This is a genomic window from Pseudomonas sp. TWI628 (assembly GCF_039673865.1).
Classification (GTDB): Bacteria; Pseudomonadota; Gammaproteobacteria; order Pseudomonadales; family Pseudomonadaceae; genus Aquipseudomonas.
In genome coordinates, this window is sequence record NZ_JBDJMM010000004.1 from 15,387 (window position 1) to 36,772 (window position 21,386).

The 21,386-nt window shown below is 63.3% G+C and carries 23 protein-coding genes; 15 read left to right on the top strand and 8 right to left on the bottom strand.

What is annotated here, in order from left to right; genetic code table 11:
• Positions 1-37: 37 nt before the first annotated feature.
• The 4 genes from lpdA to ABE528_RS04025 are packed head-to-tail and all read right to left on the bottom strand — an operon-like array spanning position 38 to position 4,981.
• Positions 38-1,417 (bottom strand): dihydrolipoyl dehydrogenase, encoded by a 1,380-nt coding sequence (lpdA, locus tag ABE528_RS04010; RefSeq protein ID WP_346652284.1) that lies wholly within the window; start codon positions 1,415-1,417, stop codon positions 38-40.
• Positions 1,418-1,419: 2 nt separating this feature from the next.
• Positions 1,420-2,688 carry a dihydrolipoamide acetyltransferase family protein gene (locus tag ABE528_RS04015; protein WP_346652285.1) on the bottom strand — a complete coding sequence of 423 codons (1,269 nt, stop codon included), beginning with the start codon at positions 2,686-2,688 and terminating at the stop codon, positions 1,420-1,422.
• Complete coding sequence (locus ABE528_RS04020) at positions 2,689-3,747, bottom strand: alpha-ketoacid dehydrogenase subunit beta (RefSeq protein WP_152958806.1); 1,059 nt, start codon at positions 3,745-3,747, stop codon at positions 2,689-2,691.
• Position 3,748: 1 nt separating this feature from the next.
• On the bottom strand, positions 3,749-4,981 hold the full coding sequence (locus ABE528_RS04025) for a 3-methyl-2-oxobutanoate dehydrogenase (2-methylpropanoyl-transferring) subunit alpha (protein ID WP_346652286.1): 1,233 nt from the start codon (positions 4,979-4,981) through the stop codon (positions 3,749-3,751).
• A 197-nt stretch (positions 4,982-5,178) separates the two neighbouring features.
• Between ABE528_RS04025 and bkdR the strand changes: the two genes are divergently transcribed.
• The 3 genes from bkdR (at position 5,179) to ABE528_RS04040 (ending at position 8,590) form a co-directional block, all read left to right on the top strand.
• Positions 5,179-5,664: a Bkd operon transcriptional regulator BkdR gene (gene bkdR / locus ABE528_RS04030; protein WP_060476959.1), complete on the top strand. Its 486-nt coding sequence runs from the start codon at positions 5,179-5,181 to the stop codon at positions 5,662-5,664.
• 207 nt (positions 5,665-5,871) lie between these two features.
• Entirely contained in the window at positions 5,872-7,113 is a 1,242-nt protein-coding gene (locus ABE528_RS04035) for a glutamine synthetase family protein (protein ID WP_346652360.1), read from the top strand.
• A 130-nt stretch (positions 7,114-7,243) separates the two neighbouring features.
• Positions 7,244-8,590 (top strand): MFS transporter, encoded by a 1,347-nt coding sequence (locus ABE528_RS04040; protein WP_346652287.1) that lies wholly within the window; start codon positions 7,244-7,246, stop codon positions 8,588-8,590.
• Between the two features lie 55 nt (positions 8,591-8,645).
• On the opposite strand, the gene ABE528_RS04045 is transcribed toward ABE528_RS04040, so the two are convergent.
• The 4 genes from ABE528_RS04045 to flgA form a co-directional block, all read right to left on the bottom strand.
• Complete coding sequence (locus ABE528_RS04045) at positions 8,646-9,389, bottom strand: flagellar regulator YcgR PilZN domain-containing protein (protein WP_346652288.1); 744 nt, start codon at positions 9,387-9,389, stop codon at positions 8,646-8,648.
• Between the two features lie 80 nt (positions 9,390-9,469).
• Positions 9,470-9,937: a flagellar protein FlgN gene (locus tag ABE528_RS04050; RefSeq protein WP_152958809.1), complete on the bottom strand. Its 468-nt coding sequence runs from the start codon at positions 9,935-9,937 to the stop codon at positions 9,470-9,472.
• Positions 9,938-9,987: 50 nt separating this feature from the next.
• Positions 9,988-10,308 (bottom strand): flagellar biosynthesis anti-sigma factor FlgM, encoded by a 321-nt coding sequence (gene flgM / locus ABE528_RS04055; RefSeq protein ID WP_152958810.1) that lies wholly within the window; start codon positions 10,306-10,308, stop codon positions 9,988-9,990.
• A 152-nt stretch (positions 10,309-10,460) separates the two neighbouring features.
• A complete protein-coding gene (gene flgA, locus ABE528_RS04060; RefSeq protein ID WP_152958811.1) occupies positions 10,461-11,213 on the bottom strand; it encodes a flagellar basal body P-ring formation chaperone FlgA in 753 nt (250 codons plus the stop codon).
• Positions 11,214-11,291: 78 nt separating this feature from the next.
• Here flgA and ABE528_RS04065 point away from each other — a divergent pair, with 78 nt between their 5' ends.
• The 12 genes from ABE528_RS04065 (at position 11,292) to flgJ (ending at position 21,378) form a co-directional block, all read left to right on the top strand.
• Positions 11,292-12,221, top strand: a complete 930-nt coding sequence (locus ABE528_RS04065; RefSeq protein WP_152958812.1) for a chemotaxis protein CheV — start codon at positions 11,292-11,294, stop codon at positions 12,219-12,221.
• A 52-nt stretch (positions 12,222-12,273) separates the two neighbouring features.
• On the top strand, positions 12,274-13,101 hold the full coding sequence (gene cheR, locus ABE528_RS04070) for a protein-glutamate O-methyltransferase CheR (RefSeq protein ID WP_346652289.1): 828 nt from the start codon (positions 12,274-12,276) through the stop codon (positions 13,099-13,101).
• Positions 13,102-13,351: 250 nt separating this feature from the next.
• Positions 13,352-13,759, top strand: a complete 408-nt coding sequence (flgB, locus tag ABE528_RS04075) for a flagellar basal body rod protein FlgB (protein ID WP_079229156.1) — start codon at positions 13,352-13,354, stop codon at positions 13,757-13,759.
• 3 nt (positions 13,760-13,762) lie between these two features.
• Positions 13,763-14,206: a flagellar basal body rod protein FlgC gene (gene flgC, locus ABE528_RS04080; RefSeq protein WP_027921143.1), complete on the top strand. Its 444-nt coding sequence runs from the start codon at positions 13,763-13,765 to the stop codon at positions 14,204-14,206.
• Positions 14,207-14,221: 15 nt separating this feature from the next.
• On the top strand, positions 14,222-14,929 hold the full coding sequence (gene flgD / locus ABE528_RS04085; protein ID WP_152958813.1) for a flagellar hook assembly protein FlgD: 708 nt from the start codon (positions 14,222-14,224) through the stop codon (positions 14,927-14,929).
• A gap of 31 nt (positions 14,930-14,960) precedes the next feature.
• Entirely contained in the window at positions 14,961-16,313 is a 1,353-nt protein-coding gene (flgE, locus tag ABE528_RS04090; RefSeq protein ID WP_152958814.1) for a flagellar hook protein FlgE, read from the top strand.
• A gap of 72 nt (positions 16,314-16,385) precedes the next feature.
• Positions 16,386-16,571 carry a hypothetical protein gene (locus ABE528_RS04095; protein ID WP_152958815.1) on the top strand — a complete coding sequence of 62 codons (186 nt, stop codon included), beginning with the start codon at positions 16,386-16,388 and terminating at the stop codon, positions 16,569-16,571.
• Between the two features lie 190 nt (positions 16,572-16,761).
• Positions 16,762-17,502 carry a flagellar basal-body rod protein FlgF gene (gene flgF / locus ABE528_RS04100; protein ID WP_346652290.1) on the top strand — a complete coding sequence of 247 codons (741 nt, stop codon included), beginning with the start codon at positions 16,762-16,764 and terminating at the stop codon, positions 17,500-17,502.
• 47 nt (positions 17,503-17,549) lie between these two features.
• The gene (gene flgG / locus ABE528_RS04105; protein WP_079229153.1) at positions 17,550-18,335 is read left to right on the top strand and encodes a flagellar basal-body rod protein FlgG; all 786 of its coding nucleotides are present in this window, start codon (positions 17,550-17,552) and stop codon (positions 18,333-18,335) included.
• A gap of 47 nt (positions 18,336-18,382) precedes the next feature.
• Entirely contained in the window at positions 18,383-19,078 is a 696-nt protein-coding gene (gene flgH, locus ABE528_RS04110; RefSeq protein ID WP_152958817.1) for a flagellar basal body L-ring protein FlgH, read from the top strand.
• 12 nt (positions 19,079-19,090) lie between these two features.
• Complete coding sequence (locus ABE528_RS04115) at positions 19,091-20,200, top strand: flagellar basal body P-ring protein FlgI (RefSeq protein ID WP_110636808.1); 1,110 nt, start codon at positions 19,091-19,093, stop codon at positions 20,198-20,200.
• An 11-nt stretch (positions 20,201-20,211) separates the two neighbouring features.
• Positions 20,212-21,378: a flagellar assembly peptidoglycan hydrolase FlgJ gene (gene flgJ, locus ABE528_RS04120; protein WP_152958818.1), complete on the top strand. Its 1,167-nt coding sequence runs from the start codon at positions 20,212-20,214 to the stop codon at positions 21,376-21,378.
• Positions 21,379-21,386 lie beyond the last annotated feature (8 nt).

Consider the following 21,386-nt stretch of genomic DNA (forward strand, 5'->3'; position numbering starts at 1 on the left):
GGCGCAGCGGGTCAAATCGGCCTTGGCCGCTTCAGTGTCAGATATGCAGTGCGTGGCCCAGCGCGCGCAGTGCCGCCTCCTGCACCGCCTCGCCCAGCGTTGGGTGAGCGTGGATGGTGCCCGCCACATCTTCCAGCCGTGCGCCCATCTCCAGCGACTGGGCAAACGCCGTGGACAGTTCCGATACCGCCACGCCCACCGCCTGCCAGCCCACGATCAGGTGGTTGTCCCGCCGCGCCACCACCCGCACGAAACCGCTTTTCGATTCCAGGCTCATGGCCCGGCCATTGGCGGCGAACGGGAACTGCGCGACGATGCAGTCCAGCCCTTGCTGGCTGGCTTGCTCCGGCGTCTTGCCTGCCACCACGACCTCCGGGTCGGTGAAGCACACGGCGGCAATCGCCGCGGGTTCGAAGCGTCGGCTCTTGCCAGCGATGATTTCGGCCACCATCTCGCCCTGCGCCATGGCGCGGTGGGCAAGCATCGGTTCGCCCGCCACATCACCGATGGCCCAGACATTGCGCATGCTGGTCTGGCAGCGCTCGTCAATGGCAATGGCGGCGCCGTTCATCTTCAGGTCCAGGCATTCCAGGTTGAAGCCGGTGGTGCGAGGCCGGCGGCCCACGGCCACCAGCACCCGGTCGGCTTCCAGGCGCAGCTGCCCACCCTGGCCATCGTTGGCCAGCAGGCAGCCGTTCTCGTAGCCTTCAACGCTGTGGCCCAGGTGCAGGGCGATGCCCAGCTTCTTCAGCGATTCGGCCACGGGCGCGGTCAGTTCGCTGTCATAGGTCGGCAGAATGCGCTCGCGCGCTTCCACCACGCTGACCTGCGCACCCAGCTTGCGGTAGGCGATGCCCAGTTCCAGGCCGATGTAACCGCCGCCCACCACTACCAGGTGCTTGGGCAGGGCCTTGGGCGCCAGGGCTTCGGTGGAGGAAATGATCGGCCCGCCGAGCGGCAGCATCGGCAGTTCGACGCTGTTCGAGCCGGTGGCCAGCAGCAGGTGTTCGCACTGGATGCGCTGGCCGTCGACCTCGACCTGTTTGCCGTCGAGGACCTTCGCCCAGCCGTGGATGACCTTGACCCCGTGCTTCTTCAGCAAGGCGCCAACGCCGGTGGTCAGGCGGTCGACGATGCCGTCCTTCCAGGCCACGCTCTGGCCGATGTCCAGGCGCGGGGTGTCGACGCTGATGCCCAGTGGCGACTGCCCGGCGAAGCGTGCGGTCTGGTGGAACTGTTCGGCCACATGGATCAGCGCCTTGGACGGGATGCAGCCGATGTTCAGGCAGGTGCCGCCCAGCGCCTGGCCTTCGACCAGCACGGTGGGGATGCCCAGTTGCCCGGCGCGGATGGCGGCGACGTAGCCGCCGGGGCCGCCGCCGATGATCAGCAGGGTGGTGTCGATGGTCTGGGACATGCTCACTCCAGGAACAGGCAGGCAGGTTGTTCAAGCAGGCCACGCACGGCCTGGATGAACTGCGCGGCATCCATGCCATCGACCACCCGGTGGTCGAACGAGCTGGACAGGTTCATCATCTTGCGCACGACGATCTGGCCGTCGATCACCACCGGCCGCTCGACGATGCGGTTGACGCCGACGATCGCCACTTCCGGGGTGTTGACCACCGGGGTGCTGACGATGCCACCCAAGGCGCCGAGGCTGGTCAGGGTGATGGTCGAGCCGCTCAGTTCTTCACGGCTGGCCTTGTTGGTCCGTGCGGCATTGGCCAAGCGCGCGATCTCGCTGGCATTGGCCCACAGGCTGGCGGCCTCGGCATGGCGCAGCACCGGCACCATCAGGCCGTTGTCACCCTGGGTGGCGATGCCCACGTGTATCGCGCCGTGGCGGGTGATGACCTGGGCTTCGTCGTCGTAGGTGGCGTTGATCTGCGGGAAGTCGCGCAAGGCCACGACCAGGGCGCGGACCAGGAACGGCAGCAGGGTCAACTTGCCACGCGTGTTGCCGTGCTTGGCATTGAGCTGCTGGCGCAGGGCCTCCACGGCGGTGACGTCGATCTCTTCCACGTAGCTGAAGTGCGCCACCCGGCGCTTGGCGTCCTGCATGCGCTGGGCGATCTTGCGGCGCAGGCCGATCACCTGCACCTGCTCGCTGTCGGTGCGCTTGGCATAGCCACTCGGCACCTGGCCGGCAGGGCTGTGCGGCTTGCTCATGAAGGCGTCGAGGTCTTCATGCAGGATGCGCCCGGCCGGGCCGCTGCCATGCACGTAGCGCAGCTCGATACCGGCATCCAGGGCACGCTTGCGCACCGCCGGCGAGGCCAGCGGCTTGTCGCCCGGCTGGCGCGGCACGATCGGGGCTTCGGCGTGCTGCTCGGGGGCCTGGTAGGCCACCGGCTGTGGCGCTGGCGCTTCGGGCTTGGGCGCGACGGGCGCGCTGTGTGCTTCCACGGGTTTGGCCTGTGGCACATCCACGTGGTTGCCGCTGCCTTCGACTTCGATGCGGATCAGCTCGCTGCCGACCGCCATCACTTCACCTGGCTGGCCACCCAGGGCCAGTACCTTGCCGCTGACCGGCGAAGGGATTTCCACGGTGGCCTTGTCGGTCATGACATCGGCCACCACCTGGTCCTCGGCGATCACGTCGCCGACCTTGACGAACCATTCCACCAACTCGACCTGCGCGATGCCTTCGCCAATGTCCGGCATCTTGATGACGTGCGTGCCCATTCAGACCTCCATGACCCGTTTCAATGCCGCGCCTACCCGCGAAGGGCCTGGGAAGTAAGCCCATTCCTGCGCGTGGGGGTAGGGGGTGTCCCAGCCGGTGACGCGCTCTATCGGCGCTTCGAGGTGATGGAAACAGTGCTCCTGCACCAGCGCCACCAGTTCGGCGCCGAAGCCGCAGGTGCGGGTGGCTTCATGCACGACCACGCAGCGGCCGGTCTTTTTCACCGAGGCGACGATGGTCTCCAGGTCCAGCGGCCAGAGGCTGCGCAGGTCGATCACTTCGGCGTCGACACCGCTCTCTTCGGCGGCCACCTGGGCCACGTAGACCGTGGTGCCGTAGGTCAGCACGGTGACATCGTTGCCCGGGCGGGTGATCGCGGCCTTGTCCAGCGGCACGGTGTAGTAACCGTCCGGCACGGCGCTTTGCGGGTGTTTCGACCAAGGCGTGACAGGGCGGTCGTGGTGGCCGTCGAACGGGCCGTTGTACAGGCGCTTGGGCTCAAGGAAGATCACCGGGTCGTCGCATTCGATCGAGGCGATCAGCAGGCCCTTGGCGTCATACGGGTTGGACGGCATCACCGTGCGCAGGCCGCAGACCTGGGTGAACATCGCCTCCGGGCTCTGGCTGTGGGTCTGGCCGCCGTAGATGCCGCCGCCGCAGGGCATGCGCAGGGTCAGCGGGGCGATGAACTCGCCGGCCGAGCGATAGCGCAGGCGGGCCATTTCCGAGACGATCTGGTCGGAGGCCGGGTAGAAGTAGTCGGCGAACTGGATTTCCACCACCGGGCGCAGGCCGTAGGCACCCATGCCCACGGCGGTGCCGACGATGCCGCTTTCCGAGATCGGGGCGTCGAACACCCGCGACTTGCCGTACTTGGTCTGCAGGCCCTCGGTGCAACGGAACACGCCGCCGAAGTAACCGACGTCCTGGCCGTAGATCACCACATTCTCGTCGCGCTCGAGCATGACATCCATGGCCGAGCGCAGGGCCTGGATCATGGTCAGTGTGCTGGTGGCCATGGCGGTTTCCGGGTTGATGCTGTTGTTGTGATCGTTCATCTCAGACCCCCAGTTCCTGGCGCTGACGGCGCAGGTGGTCAGGCATTTCCTTGTACACGTCCTCGAACATCGAGGCCGCGCTCGGGATGTGGCCGTTGGCCAGGGTGCCGTACTGTTCCGCTTCCTTCTGCGCGGCGATGACCGCGGCCTCGAACTCGGCGGTAGTGGCCTGGTGTTCTTCCTCGGACCAGTGGCCGATCTTGATCAGGTGCTGCTTCAGGCGGGCGATCGGGTCACCGAGCGGGAAGTGGCTCCAGTCATCGGCCGGGCGGTACTTGGACGGGTCGTCCGAAGTCGAGTGCGGGCCGGCGCGGTAGGTGACCCATTCGATCAGCGAGGGGCCCAGGCCGCGACGGGCGCGTTTGGCGGCCCAGCGCGAGGCGGCGTACACGGCGACGAAGTCGTTGCCATCGACCCGCAACGAGGCGATGCCGCAACCCACGCCACGGCCGGCGAAGGTGGTCTGCTCACCACCGGCGATGGCCTGGAAGGTGGAGATTGCCCACTGGTTGTTGACCACGTTGAGGATCACCGGGGCGCGGTAGACGTGGGCGAAGGTGAGGGCGGTGTGGAAGTCCGACTCGGCGGTGGCACCGTCACCGATCCAGGCCGAGGCGATCTTGGTATCGCCCTTGATCGCCGAGGCCATGGCCCAGCCGACCGCCTGCACGAACTGGGTCGCCAGGTTGCCACTGATGGTGAAGAAACCAGCTTCGCGCACCGAATACATAATCGGCAGCTGGCGGCCCTTGAGCGGGTCGCGCTCGTTGGACAGCAGCTGGCAGATCATCTCGACCAGCGATACGTCGCGGGCCATCAGGATGCTCTGCTGGCGATAGGTGGGGAAGCACATGTCAGTGCGGTTGAGCGCCAGCGCCTGGGCGCTGCCGATGGCTTCCTCGCCCAGGCTCTGCATGTAGAAGGACATTTTCTTCTGGCGCTGGGCAACCACCATGCGGCTGTCGAAGATGCGCGTCTTGAGCATCGCGCGCATGCCTTGGCGGAGGATCTGCGGGTCGATGTCCTCGGCCCATGGGCCTTGGGCGTTGCCTTGCTCGTCGAGCACGCGGACCAGGCTGTAGGACAGGTCGGCGGTGTCGGCAGCGTCGACATCGATCGGGGGTTTACGGACTTGCCCTGCGTCGTTCAGGCGCAGGTAGGAAAAATCGGTCTGGCAGCCTGGCCGGCCGGTGGGCTCGGGCACATGCAAACGCAGGGGGGCGTACTCGTTCATGCTTTTTACGCTCGCTCGGATGTTGTTTTTGTGAGCTCTGAAGCGGCCGCCGCTGAGTACCGGCTTGTGACTGGTAGGTCAGCGTCATCTACATCTTAGTGGGAGGGCAGGAGAATTTTTCTCTCAAGTTGATTGCCTTTGTCTGACGGGGGAGATAAACATTCCGGATAAACACAAAAAACCGGTGAATTTGTCTCATGCGCAAGCTCGATCGTACCGATATCGGCATTCTCAATAGCCTCCAGGACAACGCCCGCATCACCAATGCGGAACTGGCGAGGTCGGTAAACCTGTCGCCGACGCCTTGCTTCAACCGGGTCAAGGCCATGGAGGAGTTGGGCGTGATCCGTCAGCAGGTGACCTTGCTGTCGCCGCAGGTGCTGGGGCTGGATGTGAATGTGTTCATCCATGTCAGCCTGGAGAAGCAGGTCGAGCAGGCGCTGCACCGCTTCGAGGAGGAGATCGCCGAGCGGCCTGAGGTGATGGAGTGCTACCTGATGACCGGTGACCCGGATTACCTGTTGCGGGTGCTGTTGCCGAGCATCCAGGCGCTGGAGCGGTTCCTCGATTACCTGACGCGGTTGCCGGGGGTGGCCAACATTCGGTCAAGCTTTGCCCTCAAGCAGGTGAGGTACAAGACCGCGTTGCCGTTGCCTGCCAACGGCATGACCTTGCGCGAATAGTTTTTACCCGCGAAGAGGCCGGCACAGGCAAAAACGAGGGTGCTTGATATTTTAAACACCCCAAGCCTATGTTGTTGTCAGCCTATAACAACAAGGACAAGCGTCATGACCACCGCCGCCCATCGCTCGCTGGCCGAGCTCCTCCAGGGCATCGACCAGATCGAATGCGTCACCCCCGACCTCAACGGCGTCCCGCGCGGCAAGGTGATGACCGCCGAAGGCTTCCTCGAAGGCCGCCGCCTGCAGATGGCCCGAGGGGTGTTGCTGCAATGCATCATGGGCGGCTACCCGCCGGCGCGTTTCTACGGCAGTGACGACGGTGACCTGGCGCTGGTCGCGGAACCCGCGCAGGTCCACCGCCTGCCGTGGAGCGAGGAGGGCCTGGCGCTGGCCATCTGTGACGCCAACGAGCTCGATGGGCGGCCTTCGGGGCTGTCCACGCGGGGGCAGCTCAAGGCCGTGATCGCCCGCTACGCTGCCCTTGGCCTGGCGCCGGTGGTGGCCACAGAGCTGGAGTTCTTCGTTTTTGCCCCCAACACCGACCCGCAGCAACCCTTCCTGCCCCCCGTTGGCAAGGATGGCCGCCGCGAGCTTGGCCATTCGGCATTCAGTGTCAGTTCCAACAATGGCCTGCGCCCGTTCTTCCAGGAGGTCTACCAGTGCATGGCAGCCTTGGGCCTGCCGCGTGACACCTTCATGCACGAAATGGGCGTGAGCCAGTTCGAGATCAATCTATTGCACGGCGACCCGCTGCTGCTGGCCGACCAGACCTTCCTGTTCAAGCACCTGCTCAAGGAAGTGGCGCTCAAACATGGCCTGAGCGTGGTGTGCATGGCCAAGCCGTTGGCGCACACCCCGGGCAGCTCCATGCACATTCACCAGAGCCTGGTGGACATCGCCAGCGGGCGCAACGTGTTCAGCGATGAACAAGGTCAGCCGACCGACACCTTCTACCACTTCATCGGTGGCCAGCAGGCGTGCATGGCCGACTTCACCGCGCTGTTCGCACCCAACGTCAACTCCTACCAGCGCCTGTGCCACCCTTACGCCTCACCGAACAATGCCTGCTGGTCCGAGGACAACCGCGCGGCCGGCCTGCGCATTCCGGCCAGTGCCCCGGTGGCGCGGCGGGTCGAGAACCGCCTGCCGGGTGCCGACGCCAACCCTTACCTGGCCATCGCTGCCAGCCTGGCCGCCGGCCTGCACGGTATCGCGCAGCGCCTGCAGCCCGCTCCGGCGATCCAGGGCGAATTCGAGGTGCCGGAACACCTGAGCCTGCCGTGCACCTTGCATGCGGCCCTCGAACGCCTCAAGCGCAGCGCCTTGGCGCGGGAACTGTTCGGCAGCGAGTTCATCGATGGCTACCTGGCCAGCAAGACCCTGGAACTGACGGACTTCTTCAACGAAATCACCCCCTGGGAGCGCCGCGTGCTGGCCGCACAGGCCTGATCGCGACACAATCGGCACTGGACGCGCCCCTGTCCGGCTATTTGTCTGGCAGGGGACTGCGCCGTGGCCATTTTGCTTTTATGCTTGCCAGCAAGCCAACGCCACCTGACCTGGGAGTTCGACGGGACGTATGCGAAACATCTGGAAGCCCTTTCAGTCGTTGTATTTCGCCGCCTTGATGATGTTGATCGGCTCGGGCCTGCTCAGTACCTATCTGGCGCTGCGCCTGGCGGCCGATCATGTGGACAGTCTCTGGGTGGGTGCCCTGATGGCAGCCAACTATTTCGGCCTGGCGGTGGGCGGCAAGATCGGCCACCGGCTGATCGGTCGGGTCGGGCACATCCGGGCCTACGCCACGTGCGCCGGCATTGTCTGCGCGGCTGTGCTGGGGCATGGCATGACCAGTTGGCTGCCCGTATGGGTCGGGTTACGGATGATCGTCGGCCTGGGCATGATGTGCCAGTACATGGTCATCGAGAGCTGGCTCAACGAACAGGCCGAGGCAAAGTATCGGGGGGCGGTGTTCAGTGGCTACATGATCGCGTCCTACCTTGGCCTGGTACTCGGCCAACTGATTCTGGTAGTGCATCCGCAACTGGGTCCGGAACTGCTGATGCTGGTGGCCATGTGCTTCGCCCTGTGCCTGGTGCCGGTGGCGATGACCCGGCGCATCCACCCGGCGCCTCTGCGCCCGGCACCCATGGAGCCGAAGTTCTTCATCAAGCGGGTACCGCAGTCGCTCAGCACGGTGCTGGGTTCAGGCTTGATCGTCGGTTCGTTCTACGGCCTGGCGCCGCTGTACGCCTCCAGCCAGGGCATGTCGACCGAGCAGATCGGTCTGTTCATGGGCTGTTGCATCTTTGCCGGGCTGCTGGTGCAGTGGCCATTGGGCTGGTTGTCCGACCGCTACGACCGGGCGGTGCTGATCCGCAGCGTTGCGATAGGTCTGGCGCTGGCTTCGGCGCCACTGGCGATCCTGCCAAGTGTGCCGCTGGAGGTGCTGTTCGGGATCGGCTTCGTGATTTCGCTGCTGCAGTTCTGCCTCTACCCGCTGGCGGTGGCGTTTTCCAATGACCACGTAGAGAGCGAGCGGCGGGTGTCACTGACCGCCATGCTGCTGGTCACCTATGGCGTGGGCGCCTGTATCGGGCCGTTGGCGGCGGGGGTGCTGATGAAGGTGTTGGGCGCACAGATGCTCTATGCGTTCTTTGCGTTCTTTGCTCTGGTGCTGGTGTGGCGTATCCGGCCGAAGGCGGTTACCGGGCTGCACCAGGTGCAGGATGCACCGTTGGGGCACGTGGCCATGCCGGCCGCCGGTTCGCCATTGTCGGCGGCGCTTGACCCGCGGGTGGATGAGCAGACCGTGCAGGAGGTCATGCAGGCGCCGGTGGCGGCTGAGGATACCGAGGATGATCAGAAGGCCGAGCCGCAAGCTGAATCAACGGCGGCAGAGTCGGTAGAGGTTTCCAGGAACTAGGCTGCACAAACAACAACGCCACCCGATGGGTGGCGTTATGCATTCAATGGCCGACTCAGTAGTCGTCCTTGTCGAACCGCCGCGCTTCACGCTGCAGCTGGTAGACAAAACTCTCGATCTTGCGTTGTGCCTGGCCATTGAGGTTATGAAAACGCACACCGGCGAAGGTGGTGTTGATCCGCTCTTCATAGTGCAGGTGGCGCAGCTCGACCATGGTATCGACCAGGCCCAGCGGGTTGCTGGCCTTGAAGCGATCGTACACCTGGCCCAGTTGCAGGCGGTCCTCGACATTACCTTCAAAACGCAGCTTGCAGCCGGTGGCGGAGATGTCCAGCAGCTTGCCGCGCAGGGCGCCGTTACCCTTGAGGTAGCCGCCGTCAAGAATGATGTCGACCAGTTGCGACAGCTTCAGCGCGGCGCGGAAGGCATTGCGGCGCTGGTGGTAGGTCATCTCTTCGGGCATCGCGCCACGGTAGCAGCGGTGGCCGTCGACTTCGCTGATCTTCAGTTCGTGGTTGCATTCCCAGGCGATGCGCACGCCGTCATGGAAGCCTTCGACGCGGAACGGTTCGCCGTTCTCGATGAATTTTTCGCCATCGCGCGGGATCATTTCGTCCAGCGCCAGGACATTGCTGTCACGGTCCACATGCACCACATAGCTCTGGAACCGCTGGCTGCGCTCATGGAAGGTGATGATCAGCGGATCATGGCTGTCTTGCAGCTGGCGCAGGTTGGCCGCGATCTCCAAGGGCGTGTTCAGCACCTTCGGCGGTTGCGGGGCATCGGTTTCATTGAACACGGGTTTTCAATCTCCAGGCAAAAACGACACACGCAAGTAACGGCATTTTGCCAGTATGTTCTGTGCCTTGATAGAAGTAATCACACTTGGCTGAGCGCCCGGGGCTTGGCAAGTGGAGAAGTGGTGCCACGGCTGTCATAGAGCGACGGTGCTTCACCGCCCTGGAGGATTCTGATCTGGTTGGCCGTGACGTGTTGTTGTACCTGGATGATCCGGCCATTGGTCTCGTTGACCCTCTGGCAGTCATTCATCAACTGGTTCAGTACATCCAGCTGCTGCAGGATCAGCTCGCCGTTGTCCGACTGCGCCGCCAATGCCTGCACCCCGGCGCGGTTGGCGCTGAGGCCAAGGCTGGTGAGCAGGTTGTTGCGGCGCATGCCTTGCTGCTCGAGCAGGACGATCAGCGACTGCTTGCGGGCCAGAATGCCCTCCAGCGGCGCCATGTCGCGACTGTGCAGGGCCATCGACTCCTGCTGGAGCAGGTCGAGCAGTTCCTGGGTCGGAGCGATGTCGTCTTCGATCAGTTGCAGCAAAGTGATGTCGTGCATGGCTAACTCTTGGCTTTACATAGCGTCCGTGAAGTCAGCGCGCCGAACGGTCAGCGCTGGGCTTCGAAATCGAGCAGTTTGCTGGCGACGCGGCCGGCATCGACCTGGTAGCTGCCGTCGGCGATCGCCTGCTTCAACTGCGCCACGCGGGCACTGTTGACGACGGGCTGGTCGCGCAGCTTGTCGCTGACCTGTTGCAACTGCTGAGCCTCTTGGCTGAGGTGTACCGTTTCTCCGCTGGTGCTGGCGCTGGCGCTTTTTGGCGCTTCTTGGGTTTCGCCGGTTTTCTCGGCGTTGCCGGACGTGGCGTTGCCACGAACGCCGCCCGTGATGGACGGAGAGTTATTCAAACGACTGAAGTCGATGACCATGATCAGAAACCTCTGGGTATTTGGACGCTTGCCTTGTTTTCGGCCAACCCGAAAGAAACTTTAGGCGTAAATGCATCGCTGCCTGTCAGCAAGCTCGCGAACCCGTGTTCTGACACAGTTTAGGAAAAGCGGTTCCTCACCGCCAGCGCAATCTACATGGCCACCTCGACCTGACCGGGGCCGGTCACCCGGGCTTTCACTACCCGCTGCGAATTGAGGTTGCGCACACGGATCTGTTCGCCCTGGCCACCCTTGGCCAAGGCTTCGCCAGGCATGCGCACGCTCAAGGGGCCGCTGCGCGCGGTGATCACCACATGGTCGCCCTTGCGCACCACTTCAGCTTGCTCCAGATGCTGCGGCGTGAGGACCTGGTCGAGCACCGTCGGGCGCAGCATCTTCATGCCTACCGCCTGGTCGAGGTCGGTGAGAAACCCCTGGGGCAGCGTGCCAACATCACGCTCGCGCAGGGCCACGTCGCCTTCGCCAACGACGTTTTCGCGCTTGAGCGGGCGGGTCACCACCACCACGTCGCGAAACAGCTTTACCGTCGCCGGCACGAAGATGGTCCACGGCGCGCTGCCGTCGCAGCGTACCCGTACCGTCACCCGGCCCAGCGGTTGTGCCGGGCTTTCCAGCGAGGCGTCCAGCGCCTGGCTGCACAGCGGCATGCGCAGGCGCGGGTCGAGCGGGTTGACCTGGATTTCGTAGCGCCCGGGGGTCTGGGTGGTGGCCAGGTAGTCCTCGACACTGAATTCAAGAAACCCTTGGGTGACACCGATAAGCTGTTCAGGCAAGGTAACCGCGTCCGCCAGCGTGCGAACGCCGGGTGCCAGCAGGCACAGCACGGCGAGCGTGCCGCTCAGCAGGTGTGTCAGTCGTCGGAAATTTGTCGTTTTCGTGTACATGGCGCTCAAAAAAGCAAAGCCCGTGCCGACTTGGTGACCACGTAGCACCAAAAAGGCAGAAAGCATAAGGAGTCAGGCATGGCGGGGGTAATGGATTCAGTCAACCAGCGCACACAGCTGGTTGGGCAGAATCGCCTGGAATTGCTGCTGTTCCGTCTCAACGGGGCGCAGCTTTACGGCATCAACGTGTTCAAGGTTCGCGAAGTGCTGCAGTGCCCGGAGCTGACCGTGCTGCCCAAGTCGCACCCGGTGGTGCGAGGCGTGGCCAACATTCGCGGGGCGACCATCCCGATTCTTGACCTGTCGATGGCGACCGGCCTGCCGGGGTTGCAGGAAGACACGCGCAACAGCTTCGTGATCATCACCGAGTACAACACCAAGACCCAGGGTTTTCTGGTGCACTCGGTGGAGCGCATCGTCAACATGAACTGGGAAGAGATTCATCCGCCACCCAAGGGTACGGGGCGCGACCATTACCTGACCGCCGTTACCCGGGTCGACAACCGCATGGTCGAGATCATCGACGTGGAGAAGGTGCTGGCCGAAGTGGCGCCGTCGTCCGAAACGGTGTCTGCCGGCGTGGTCGATGCCGAAGTGCAGGACAAGGCCACGCTGCTGCGGGTGCTGACCGTCGACGATTCGTCAGTGGCGCGCAAGCAGGTCAGCCGTTGCCTGCAGACGGTGGGGGTGGACGTGGTGGCGCTCAACGATGGTCGTCAGGCCCTGGACTACCTGCGCAAGCTGGTTGACGAGGGCAAGAAGCCGGAAGAAGAGTTCCTGATGATGATCTCCGACATTGAAATGCCGGAAATGGACGGCTATACGCTTACCGCAGAGATCCGCAGCGACCCGCGTATGCAAAAATTGCACATCTGCCTGCATACTTCGTTGTCCGGGGTATTCAACCAGGCGATGGTCAAGAAGGTCGGGGCAGATGATTTCCTGGCCAAGTTCAAACCGGACGATCTGGCCCAGCGCGTGGTCGACCGGATCAAGGCAACGCATTGAAGCAGCCCGGGGGCATGCTCCCGGCACCAGTGATTTAAAAGAGGCGGCAGTAGTGTCTACGGGTAATTTGGAGTTCGAACAGTTCAGGGTCTTCCTGGAAAAAGCCTGTGGCATCCTGCTGGGCGAGAATAAGCAGTACCTGGTTTCCAGCCGTCTCAACAAGCTGATGGAGCAGCAGGGCATCAAGAGCCTGGGTGAGCTGGTGCAGCGCATCCAGACCCAGCCGCGGGGCGGCCTGCGCGAGCTGGTGGTGGATGCGATGACCACCAACGAGACCCTGTGGTTTCGCGATACCTACCCGTTTGAAGTGCTGAAGAACAAGGTCATTCCCGAGTTCATCAGGAACAACCCCGGGCAGCGCCTGCGCATGTGGTCGGCGGCCTGCTCGTCGGGTCAGGAACCGTATTCGATCTCGATGGCCATCGACGAATTCGAGCGCAGCAACCTGGGCCAGCTGAAGATGGGTGCGCAGATCGTTGCCACCGACCTGTCCGGCTCGATGCTGACCAATTGCAAGACCGGTGAGTACGACAGCCTGGCGATTGCCCGTGGCCTGTCCCAGGAGCGCCTGCAGCGCTACTTCGACCCCAAGGCGCCGGGGCGCTGGGCGGTCAAGCCGGCAATCCGCAGCCGCGTCGAGTTCCGCTCGTTCAACCTGCTCGACAGCTATGCGAGCCTGGGCAAGTTCGACATCGTGTTCTGCCGCAATGTGCTGATCTACTTCTCGGCGCAGGTGAAGAAGGACATCCTGATGCGTATTCACAGCACCCTGAAGCCCGGGGGCTACCTGTTCCTCGGCGCTTCGGAAGCGCTGAACGGGTTGCCGGACCATTACCAGATGGTCCAGTGCAGCCCGGGGATTATCTACCAGGCCAAATGACCCGAGAGGCCGGCAGCGCAAGTTGCCGGCCTTTCTGTTTGCTGACGTCAATTTTTTGTTTTGCCGCTTTTGCCACCCGGCAATTGCCGCTTTCGCTTCGCCAGGCGGAAGCACTTTGCCGCTTTTCTGGCATCTCGCCATCAGCCACCAGCGTCGCAGCCCAGTGTTTTCGGGCTTTCGGGGAAGTGGCACAGCCCTTGCTATACCTTGCTCAACGAAATTCCGGCCAACCTTCGAAGGTTTCCCCGACATGAGCATCAGTTTCGACAAGGCGCTTGGCATTCACGAAAAGGCACTGGGCTTCCGCGCCCAGCGCGCCGAAGTGCTGGCCAACAACATCGCCAACGCCGACACGCCCAACTACAAGGCGCGTGACATGGACTTCTCTTCGGTGCTCGCCGCCGAGAGCCAGAAGCAGCAAAGCGGCCGCTTCGCCATGGACCGCACCAACAGCCGGCACATCGAGGCCGAAGGCCTGGCGATGGCTGACGACACCGTGCAATACCGCGTGCCGACCCAGCCGTCGATCGACCAGAACACCGTGGACGCCCAGATCGAGCAATCGAACTACACGGAAAACGCCATCGGTTTCCAGGCCAGCTTCACCTTGCTCAACAGTAAATTCAAAGGGCTGGTTTCGGCCCTGCGCGGAGAGTAATTCATGTCCCTTTCCAGTGTTTTCAACATTGCCGGCAGCGGCATGAGCGCGCAGAACACCCGCCTCAACACCGTCGCCTCGAACATCGCCAACGCCGAAACCGTGTCGTCGAGCATCGACCAGACCTACCGTGCGCGCCACCCGGTGTTCGCCACCACCTTCCAGAACGCGCAAAGCGGCGTCAGCCAGTCGCTGTTCGAGGATCAGGGCGAAGCAGGGCAGGGCGTGCAGGTCAAGGGCATCGTCGAAGACCAGAGCAACCTGGAAGCGCGCTACGAGCCCAATCACCCGGCGGCGAACAAGGACGGCTACGTCTATTACCCGAACGTCAATGTGGTCGAGGAGATGGCTGACATGATCTCCGCCAGCCGTGCGTTCCAGACCAACGCCGAGCTGATGAACACCGCCAAGAACATGATGCAGAAAGTACTGACCCTGGGTCAGTGATAAGGAATCCAGACCATGGCAGTCGATAGCACCAGCGGTGTGAACCTCAACGACGTCATCGCGGCGTCAGGTGTCAGCTCCAGCACCAAGAAAGCCTCCACGACCAGCTCCGCGACCGGTGGCCAGGCCCTCGGCAAGGATGCGTTCCTGCAGTTGCTGGTCACCCAGATGCAGAACCAGAACCCGCTGGATCCGCAGGACAACAGCGAATTCGTTGCCCAGCTGGCGCAGTTCAGCAGCCTCGAAGGCATCACGTCGCTGAACGAATCGGTCAGTTCGATCACCAGCGCCATGGCTTCGTCGCAAGCGCTGCAGGCGTCTTCGCTGGTCGGTCGCTCAGTGATCGTGCAGAACGACAAGGCTGTGGTCGATACCACCAGCAGCTTCAACGCGCAGTTCGTCGTGCCTCAGGCCATCAGCGAAGCGAAGATCACCATCACCGACAAGGATGGCAACACCGTCAAGACCATCGAGTTGGGCGAGCAGGCGGCCGGTTACGGCGACTTCATCTGGGATGGCACCAATAACAAGGGCGAGAAAGTCGACCCGGGTACCTACACCTTCACTGCCACCAGCACGGTGGACGGCAAGGCGGTGCAGATGAATACCTTGCTGCCAGCCAAGGTCACCAGTGTCAGCTTCAACACCACCGGCGAGATGGTGCTGAACCTGGCGGGTGTGGGCAAGGTTTCGCTGTCCGACGTACAAACCATCGGTATCTAAGGCCGACAGAACGGCAAAAAGGAGCAACAGCATGTCTTTCAATATCGGCCTTAGCGGTCTGTACGCAGCCAACAAACAGCTGGACGTTACCGGCAACAACATTGCCAACGTCAATACCACGGGCTTCAAGTCCTCGCGCGCCGAATTCGCCGACGTGTACGCCGGTGCCAACCGTCTGGGCGTGGGCAAGAACCAGGTCGGCAACGGTGTGCGCCTGGCGGCGATCTCCCAGCAGTTCAGTCAGGGTGACGTCAACAACACCGGCAACGTGCTGGACATGGGCATCCAGGGCCAGGGCTTCTTCGTGCTGTCTGACAACGGCGCGCGCGTGTATACCCGTGCCGGCGCCTTCCAGAACAGCAAGGACAACTACGTGGTCACCTCGGACGGCCTGCGTCTGCAGGGCTATGCCGCCGACGAAAACGGCAACATCAAGCGCGGCGTGTTGACCGACCTGAAGATCGATACCTCGTCGCTCGCGCCGAAGGCCACCACCCTGATCGACCAGGGCATCAACCTGAACTCCGAAGCGACCATCATCCCGCTGCCAAGCGCCACGCCTGCCGGCCCGACCTTTGACCCGGCGGATGACACCACCTACACCAAGTCCTTCCCGACCAAGGTGTACGACAGCCAGGGCAACGAGCACACCATGGAGCAGTTCTACCGCAAGACCGGTACGAACCAGTGGACCATGTATACCCTGATCGATGGTCGCAACCCGATGGATCCGACTTCCACTGCGCCGCTGGAAGCGTCCATGACGTTCAACTCCGACGGTAGCGTGGCGTCCATGGCCACCGACCCGGCCAGCATCCCGGTAGGTGCCCCGGCAGGTGCCCAGTGGGATGTGACCAACAACACCTTCACCCTCAAGGGCTGGATCCCGGCCGCCAAGGATGCATCGGGCAACTGGGCCTCCAACGGTTCGGCGGAAAACACCGCCGGCATGCGCCTGTCGATGAACAGCACCAGCTCGTACAACACCGAGACTGCGCGCATGTCGCAGTCCCAGGACGGCTACGCCACCGGTATTCTGTCGAGCCTGTCGATCGACTCCACCGGCGTGATGTTCGCCAGCTTCAGCAACCAGCAGTCCCGCGCTATCGGTCAGGTGGCGCTGGCCAGCTTTGCCAACGAGCAAGGGTTGCAGCAGGTCGGTGGCACGCGCTGGACCGAGACCTATTCGTCGGGCATTCCGGGTATCGACTCGCCGAAAACCGGCACCCTGGGCAGCGTCGAGTCCAACTCGCTGGAGGCTTCGAACGTCAACCTGACCCAGGAGCTGGTCGAGCTGATCAAGGCGCAGAGCAACTACCAGGCCAACGCCAAGACCATCTCCACCGAAAGCACCATCATGCAGACCATCATCCAGATGACCTGATGGTCGCTGGCTGAGCGTGCGTGGACAGGCCCCTTTGCAGTGAAGGGGTCTGTCGTATCTGCAGGAGGGATCATGAAAAGGCTGGTCATCACATTGCTTGCCGCTTTGTGCCTGTACCAGGCCCAGGCCGGCACTGCGCCCTGGTGGCGCTGGGAAAGCCAGGCGGATGGCCGGCTGGTGTGCTCGCAGTGGTCGCCGGGGGAGGGCTGGAGAAAGTTTGCCGGTCCGTTCAGCAATGGCGGTTGCCGCGAACCTTGATGGCCGGTACAGGATTGCCGCGATCGGCAAGCCAGCGCCGGATAACCGGCGGCACCTCAATGGCAAAACCCCGAAAAAGCCCGTATTCACGGGCTTTTTCATGAATTGAAAAAGTTGGTTCGGAACTTGCTTTAGAGCCTGCACAGCAACGGCGAGCGGCAAACGATCGTCAGTGCAGCGGAGGATGACTGTGGACAAGATGCTTTACGTGGCCATGACCGGCGCCAGCCAGAACGCGCTGGCGCAGAAGGCCCACGCCAACAACCTGGCGAACGTTTCCACCAATGGCTTCCAGCGCGACCTGGAACAGGCGCGCTCGATGCCGGTGTTCGGTGACAGCTTTCCGTCACGGGCATTTGCCATGACCGAACGCCCGGCCACCGACTTCAGCGAAGGGCCGATGGTCGAGACCGGGCGTGACCTGGACGTGGCCGTCAGCGGCAAGGGCTTCATCGCCGTGCAGGCGCCCGATGGCAGCGAAGCCTACGTGCGCACCGGCAGCCTGAACATCGACGCCCTCGGCGTGCTGCGTGCCGGCAACGGCATGCCGGTGATCGGCAACGGTGGCCCGATCGCCATTCCGCCAGAGCAGAAAGTCGAAGTCGGTGCCGACGGCACCATCAGCATCCGCTCGATGGGCGAAGACCCGAGGGTGATGGCCGAGGTCGACCGCATCAAGCTGGTCAACCCGGACATCAAGAGCATGACCAAGGGCCTGGACGGGCTGATCCACACCCAGAACGGCCAGCCGGCTGCCGCCGACGTCAATGTGCGGGTGGTGTCGGGCTTCCTTGAAGGCAGCAACGTCAACGCCGTGGAAGAAATGACTTCGGTGCTGGCGCTGTCTCGCCAGTTCGAGCTGCACGTGAAAATGATGAACGCGGCCAAGGAAGGCGATGAAGCCATGGCGCGTGTTTTGCAAATCGGCTAACCAACTTTGAACGGGTGCCGTAAAACAGGCGCACGAGGAGAATACTGATGCTTCCGGCTCTTTGGGTCGCTAAAACCGGCCTGTCCGCCCAGGACACCAACCTGACCGTCATTTCCAACAACCTGGCCAACGTCTCGACCACCGGCTTCAAGCGTGATCGTGCCGAGTTCGCCGACCTGCTGTACCAGATCAAGCGTCAGCCAGGCGCGCAGTCGACCCAGGACAGCGAGCTGCCGTCGGGCCTGCAGGTCGGTACCGGTGTGCGCATTGTCGGCACCCAGAAGAGCTTCCAGACCGGCAGCCTGCAGACCACCGAAAACCCGCTGGACATGGCGGTCAACGGCCGTGGTTTCTTCCAGGTGCTGCAGCCGGACGGCACCGTCTCGTACACCCGTGACGGTACCTTCCACCTGAACTCCGATGGCCAGATCGTCACTGCCCAAGGCTTTGCCCTGGAGCCGGCGATCGTGGTGCCGAACGACGCCCAGACCTTCACCGTTGGCCAGGACGGCACCGTGTCGATCACCACCGCCGGCAACCCGGCTGCACAGGTGATCGGTAACCTGCAGACCGCCGACTTCATCAACCCGGCCGGCCTGCAGGCGATCGGTGACAACCTGTTCCTGGAAACCGCTGCCAGTGGCGCGCCACAGGTCGGTACCCCAGGCCTGAACGGCTTCGGCACCACCCTGCAGCAGACCCTGGAAAACTCCAACGTCAGCACCGTGGAAGAGCTGGTGAACATGATCACCACCCAGCGTGCCTACGAGATGAACTCCAAGGTCATCTCCACCGCCGACCAGATGCTGTCGTTCGTCACTCAACAGCTCTGATAGCCCTAGTGCAGGTTCTACTCCCGTTACACCGTGAGGTAAGTGTCATGAAACGTCTGTTGTCTGTATTCGCCCTGGGGGGGGCGGTTGTGTTGGCAGGTTGCGTCGCACCGACGCCCAAGCCGAACGACCCGTATTACGCGCCGGTTTTGCCGCGTACCCCGCTGCCGGCGGCAGCCAACAACGGTTCCATTTACCAGGCCGGTTTCGAGCAGGGCTTGTACACCGACCGCAAAGCGTTCCGCGTGGGTGACATCATCACCATTACCCTCAACGAACGCACCTCGGCGAGCAAGAACGCAGGTTCGCAGATCCAGAAGAACAGCAAGGCCGATATCGGCCTGACCTCGCTGTTCGGCTCCAACCCGAACACCAACAACCCGTTCGGCAGTGGCGACCTCTCGCTGGAAGCAGGTTACAGCGGTGACCGCACCACCAAGGGCGACAGCAAGGCCACCCAGGGCAACACCCTGACCGGCTCGGTCACCGTCACTGTGGCCGAGGTGCTGCCCAACGGCATCATCGCCGTGCGTGGCGAGAAGTGGATGACCCTGAACACCGGTGAAGAGCTGGTGCGTATCGCCGGCTTGATCCGTGCCGACGACATCGCTACCGACAACACCGTGCCGTCCACCCGCGTGGCCGACGCGCGCATCACCTATTCGGGCACCGGCTCGTTCGCCGATGCCAGCCAGCCAGGTTGGTTCGACCGCTTCTTCCTGAGCCCGCTTTGGCCCTTCTGAGTACGGATGAACATGTTCAACCTTAGGCAGCTGATTGCCGCGACCCTGCTCCTGTCCTGCGCGTTCGGTGCCCACGCCGAGCGCCTGAAGGACATTGCCAGTATCTCCGGCGTGCGTTCCAACCAGTTGATCGGCTATGGCCTGGTGGTGGGGCTCAACGGTACGGGTGACCAGACCACCCAGACCCCGTTCACCCTGCAGACCTTCAACAACATGCTGTCGCAGTTCGGCATCAAGGTGCCGGCCGGCTCTGGCAACGTGCAGTTGAAGAACGTCGCTGCGGTGTCGGTACATGCCGACCTGCCGGCGTTCGCCAAGCCGGGCCAGGTGGTGGACATCACCGTTTCGTCGATCGGCAACTCCAAGAGCCTGCGTGGCGGCAGCCTGCTGATGACCCCGCTCAAGGGTATCGACGGCAACGTCTACGCCATCGCCCAGGGCAACCTGGTGGTCGGTGGCTTCGATGCCGAAGGCCGTGACGGCTCCAAGATCACCGTCAACGTTCCGTCGGCAGGCCGTATTCCCGGCGGTGCCTCGGTCGAGCGCGCCGTGCCGAGCGGCTTCAACCAGGGCAACAGCCTGACCCTGAACCTCAACCGCCCGGACTTCACCACCGCCAAGCGCATCGTCGACAAGGTCAACGACCTGCTCGGCCCAGGCGTGGCCCAAGCAGTGGACGGCGGCTCGGTGCGGGTCACCGCGCCGATGGACCCAAGCCAGCGGGTCGATTACCTGTCGATCCTCGAGAACCTCGAGATCGACCCGGGCCAGGCCGTGGCCAAGGTCATCATCAACTCGCGTACCGGCACCATCGTTATCGGCCAGAACGTCAAGGTCTCGCCAGCGGCGGTGACCCACGGCAGCCTGACCGTGACCATCACCGAAGACCCGATCGTCAGCCAGCCGGGGCCATTCTCCAATGGCCAGACGGCGGTGGTTCCGCGTTCGCGGGTCAATGCCGAGCAGGAAGCCAAGCCGATGTTCAAGTTCGGCCCGGGGACCACACTGGATGAGATCGTCCGCGCAGTGAACCAGGTGGGCGCGGCACCCGGCGACCTGATGGCCATCCTCGAAGCGCTGAAGCAGGCCGGCGCCTTGCAAGCCGACCTGATCGTGATCTGAGGACGCCGCGGATGAATTCGAAAAGCCTGGTCTCCAGCCACGCCGACAGCGGTGCCTACACCGACCTCAATCGCCTGAGTTCGCTCAAGCACGGTGATCGCGACAGCGACGCCAACGTGCGCAAGGTGGCCCAGGAGTTCGAGTCGCTGTTCATCAGCGAGATGCTCAAGGCCTCGCGCAAGGCCAGCGACGTGCTGGCCGACGACAACCCGATGAACAGCGAGACGGTCAAGCAGTACCGCGACATGTACGACCAGCAGCTGGCCGTGAGCATGTCCCGCGAGGGGGGCGGTATCGGCCTGCAGGACGTGCTGGTGCGCCAGCTGTCGAAGAACAAGAGCACCCCGGTCAACACCAGCCCGTTCCCGCGTGTCGACGGCAACGCGCCGACGCTGTGGGGCAACAAGGTGGCCGACCCGGTGCAGGCCACCCAGGCCACGGCCACGCGCAACGACGTTGCCGCGCTCAACTCGCGGCGCCTGGCGCTGCCGGGCAAGCTCACCGACCGCTTGCTGGCCGGTATCGTGCCTTCGGCCACCAGCCCGGCCGCGGCCACCAATACCGCCGCCGTGCCGGCCCGTGACGGGCAGCAGGTGGCCAAGGCCATCGCCATCCCGGACAACGGCCTGCGCATCACCGGCCGCGCCGTGGCGCAGCCGCCGCTGGCGCCGAAGAAGGCCTTTGCCGACAGCGACGAATTCGTCGCCACCATGCTGCCGATGGCCGAACAGGCCGCCAAGCGCATTGGTGTCGACCCGCGTTACCTGGTGGCCCAGGCCGCCCTGGAAACCGGCTGGGGCAAGTCGGTCATGCGCAACAGTGATGGCAGCAGCAGCCACAACCTGTTCGGCATCAAGGCCAGCGGTAACTGGGACGGCGATTCGGCGCGGGCGATCACCAGCGAGTTCCGTGACGGCCAGTTCGTCAAGGAGACGGCGGCGTTCCGTTCCTACGATTCGTACCAGGACAGTTTCCACGACCTGGTAAGCCTGCTGCAGAGCAATTCGCGCTATCAAGATGCGGTGAAGTCGGCCGATAACCCAGAACAATTCGTGCGAGAACTGCAAAAGGCCGGGTACGCCACCGACCCGAACTACGCCAGCAAGATCTCGCAGATCGCAAGACAGATGAAGTCGTACGAGAGCTACGCAATGCTCGGTACCACAACGAAACTTTAAGGGTATGG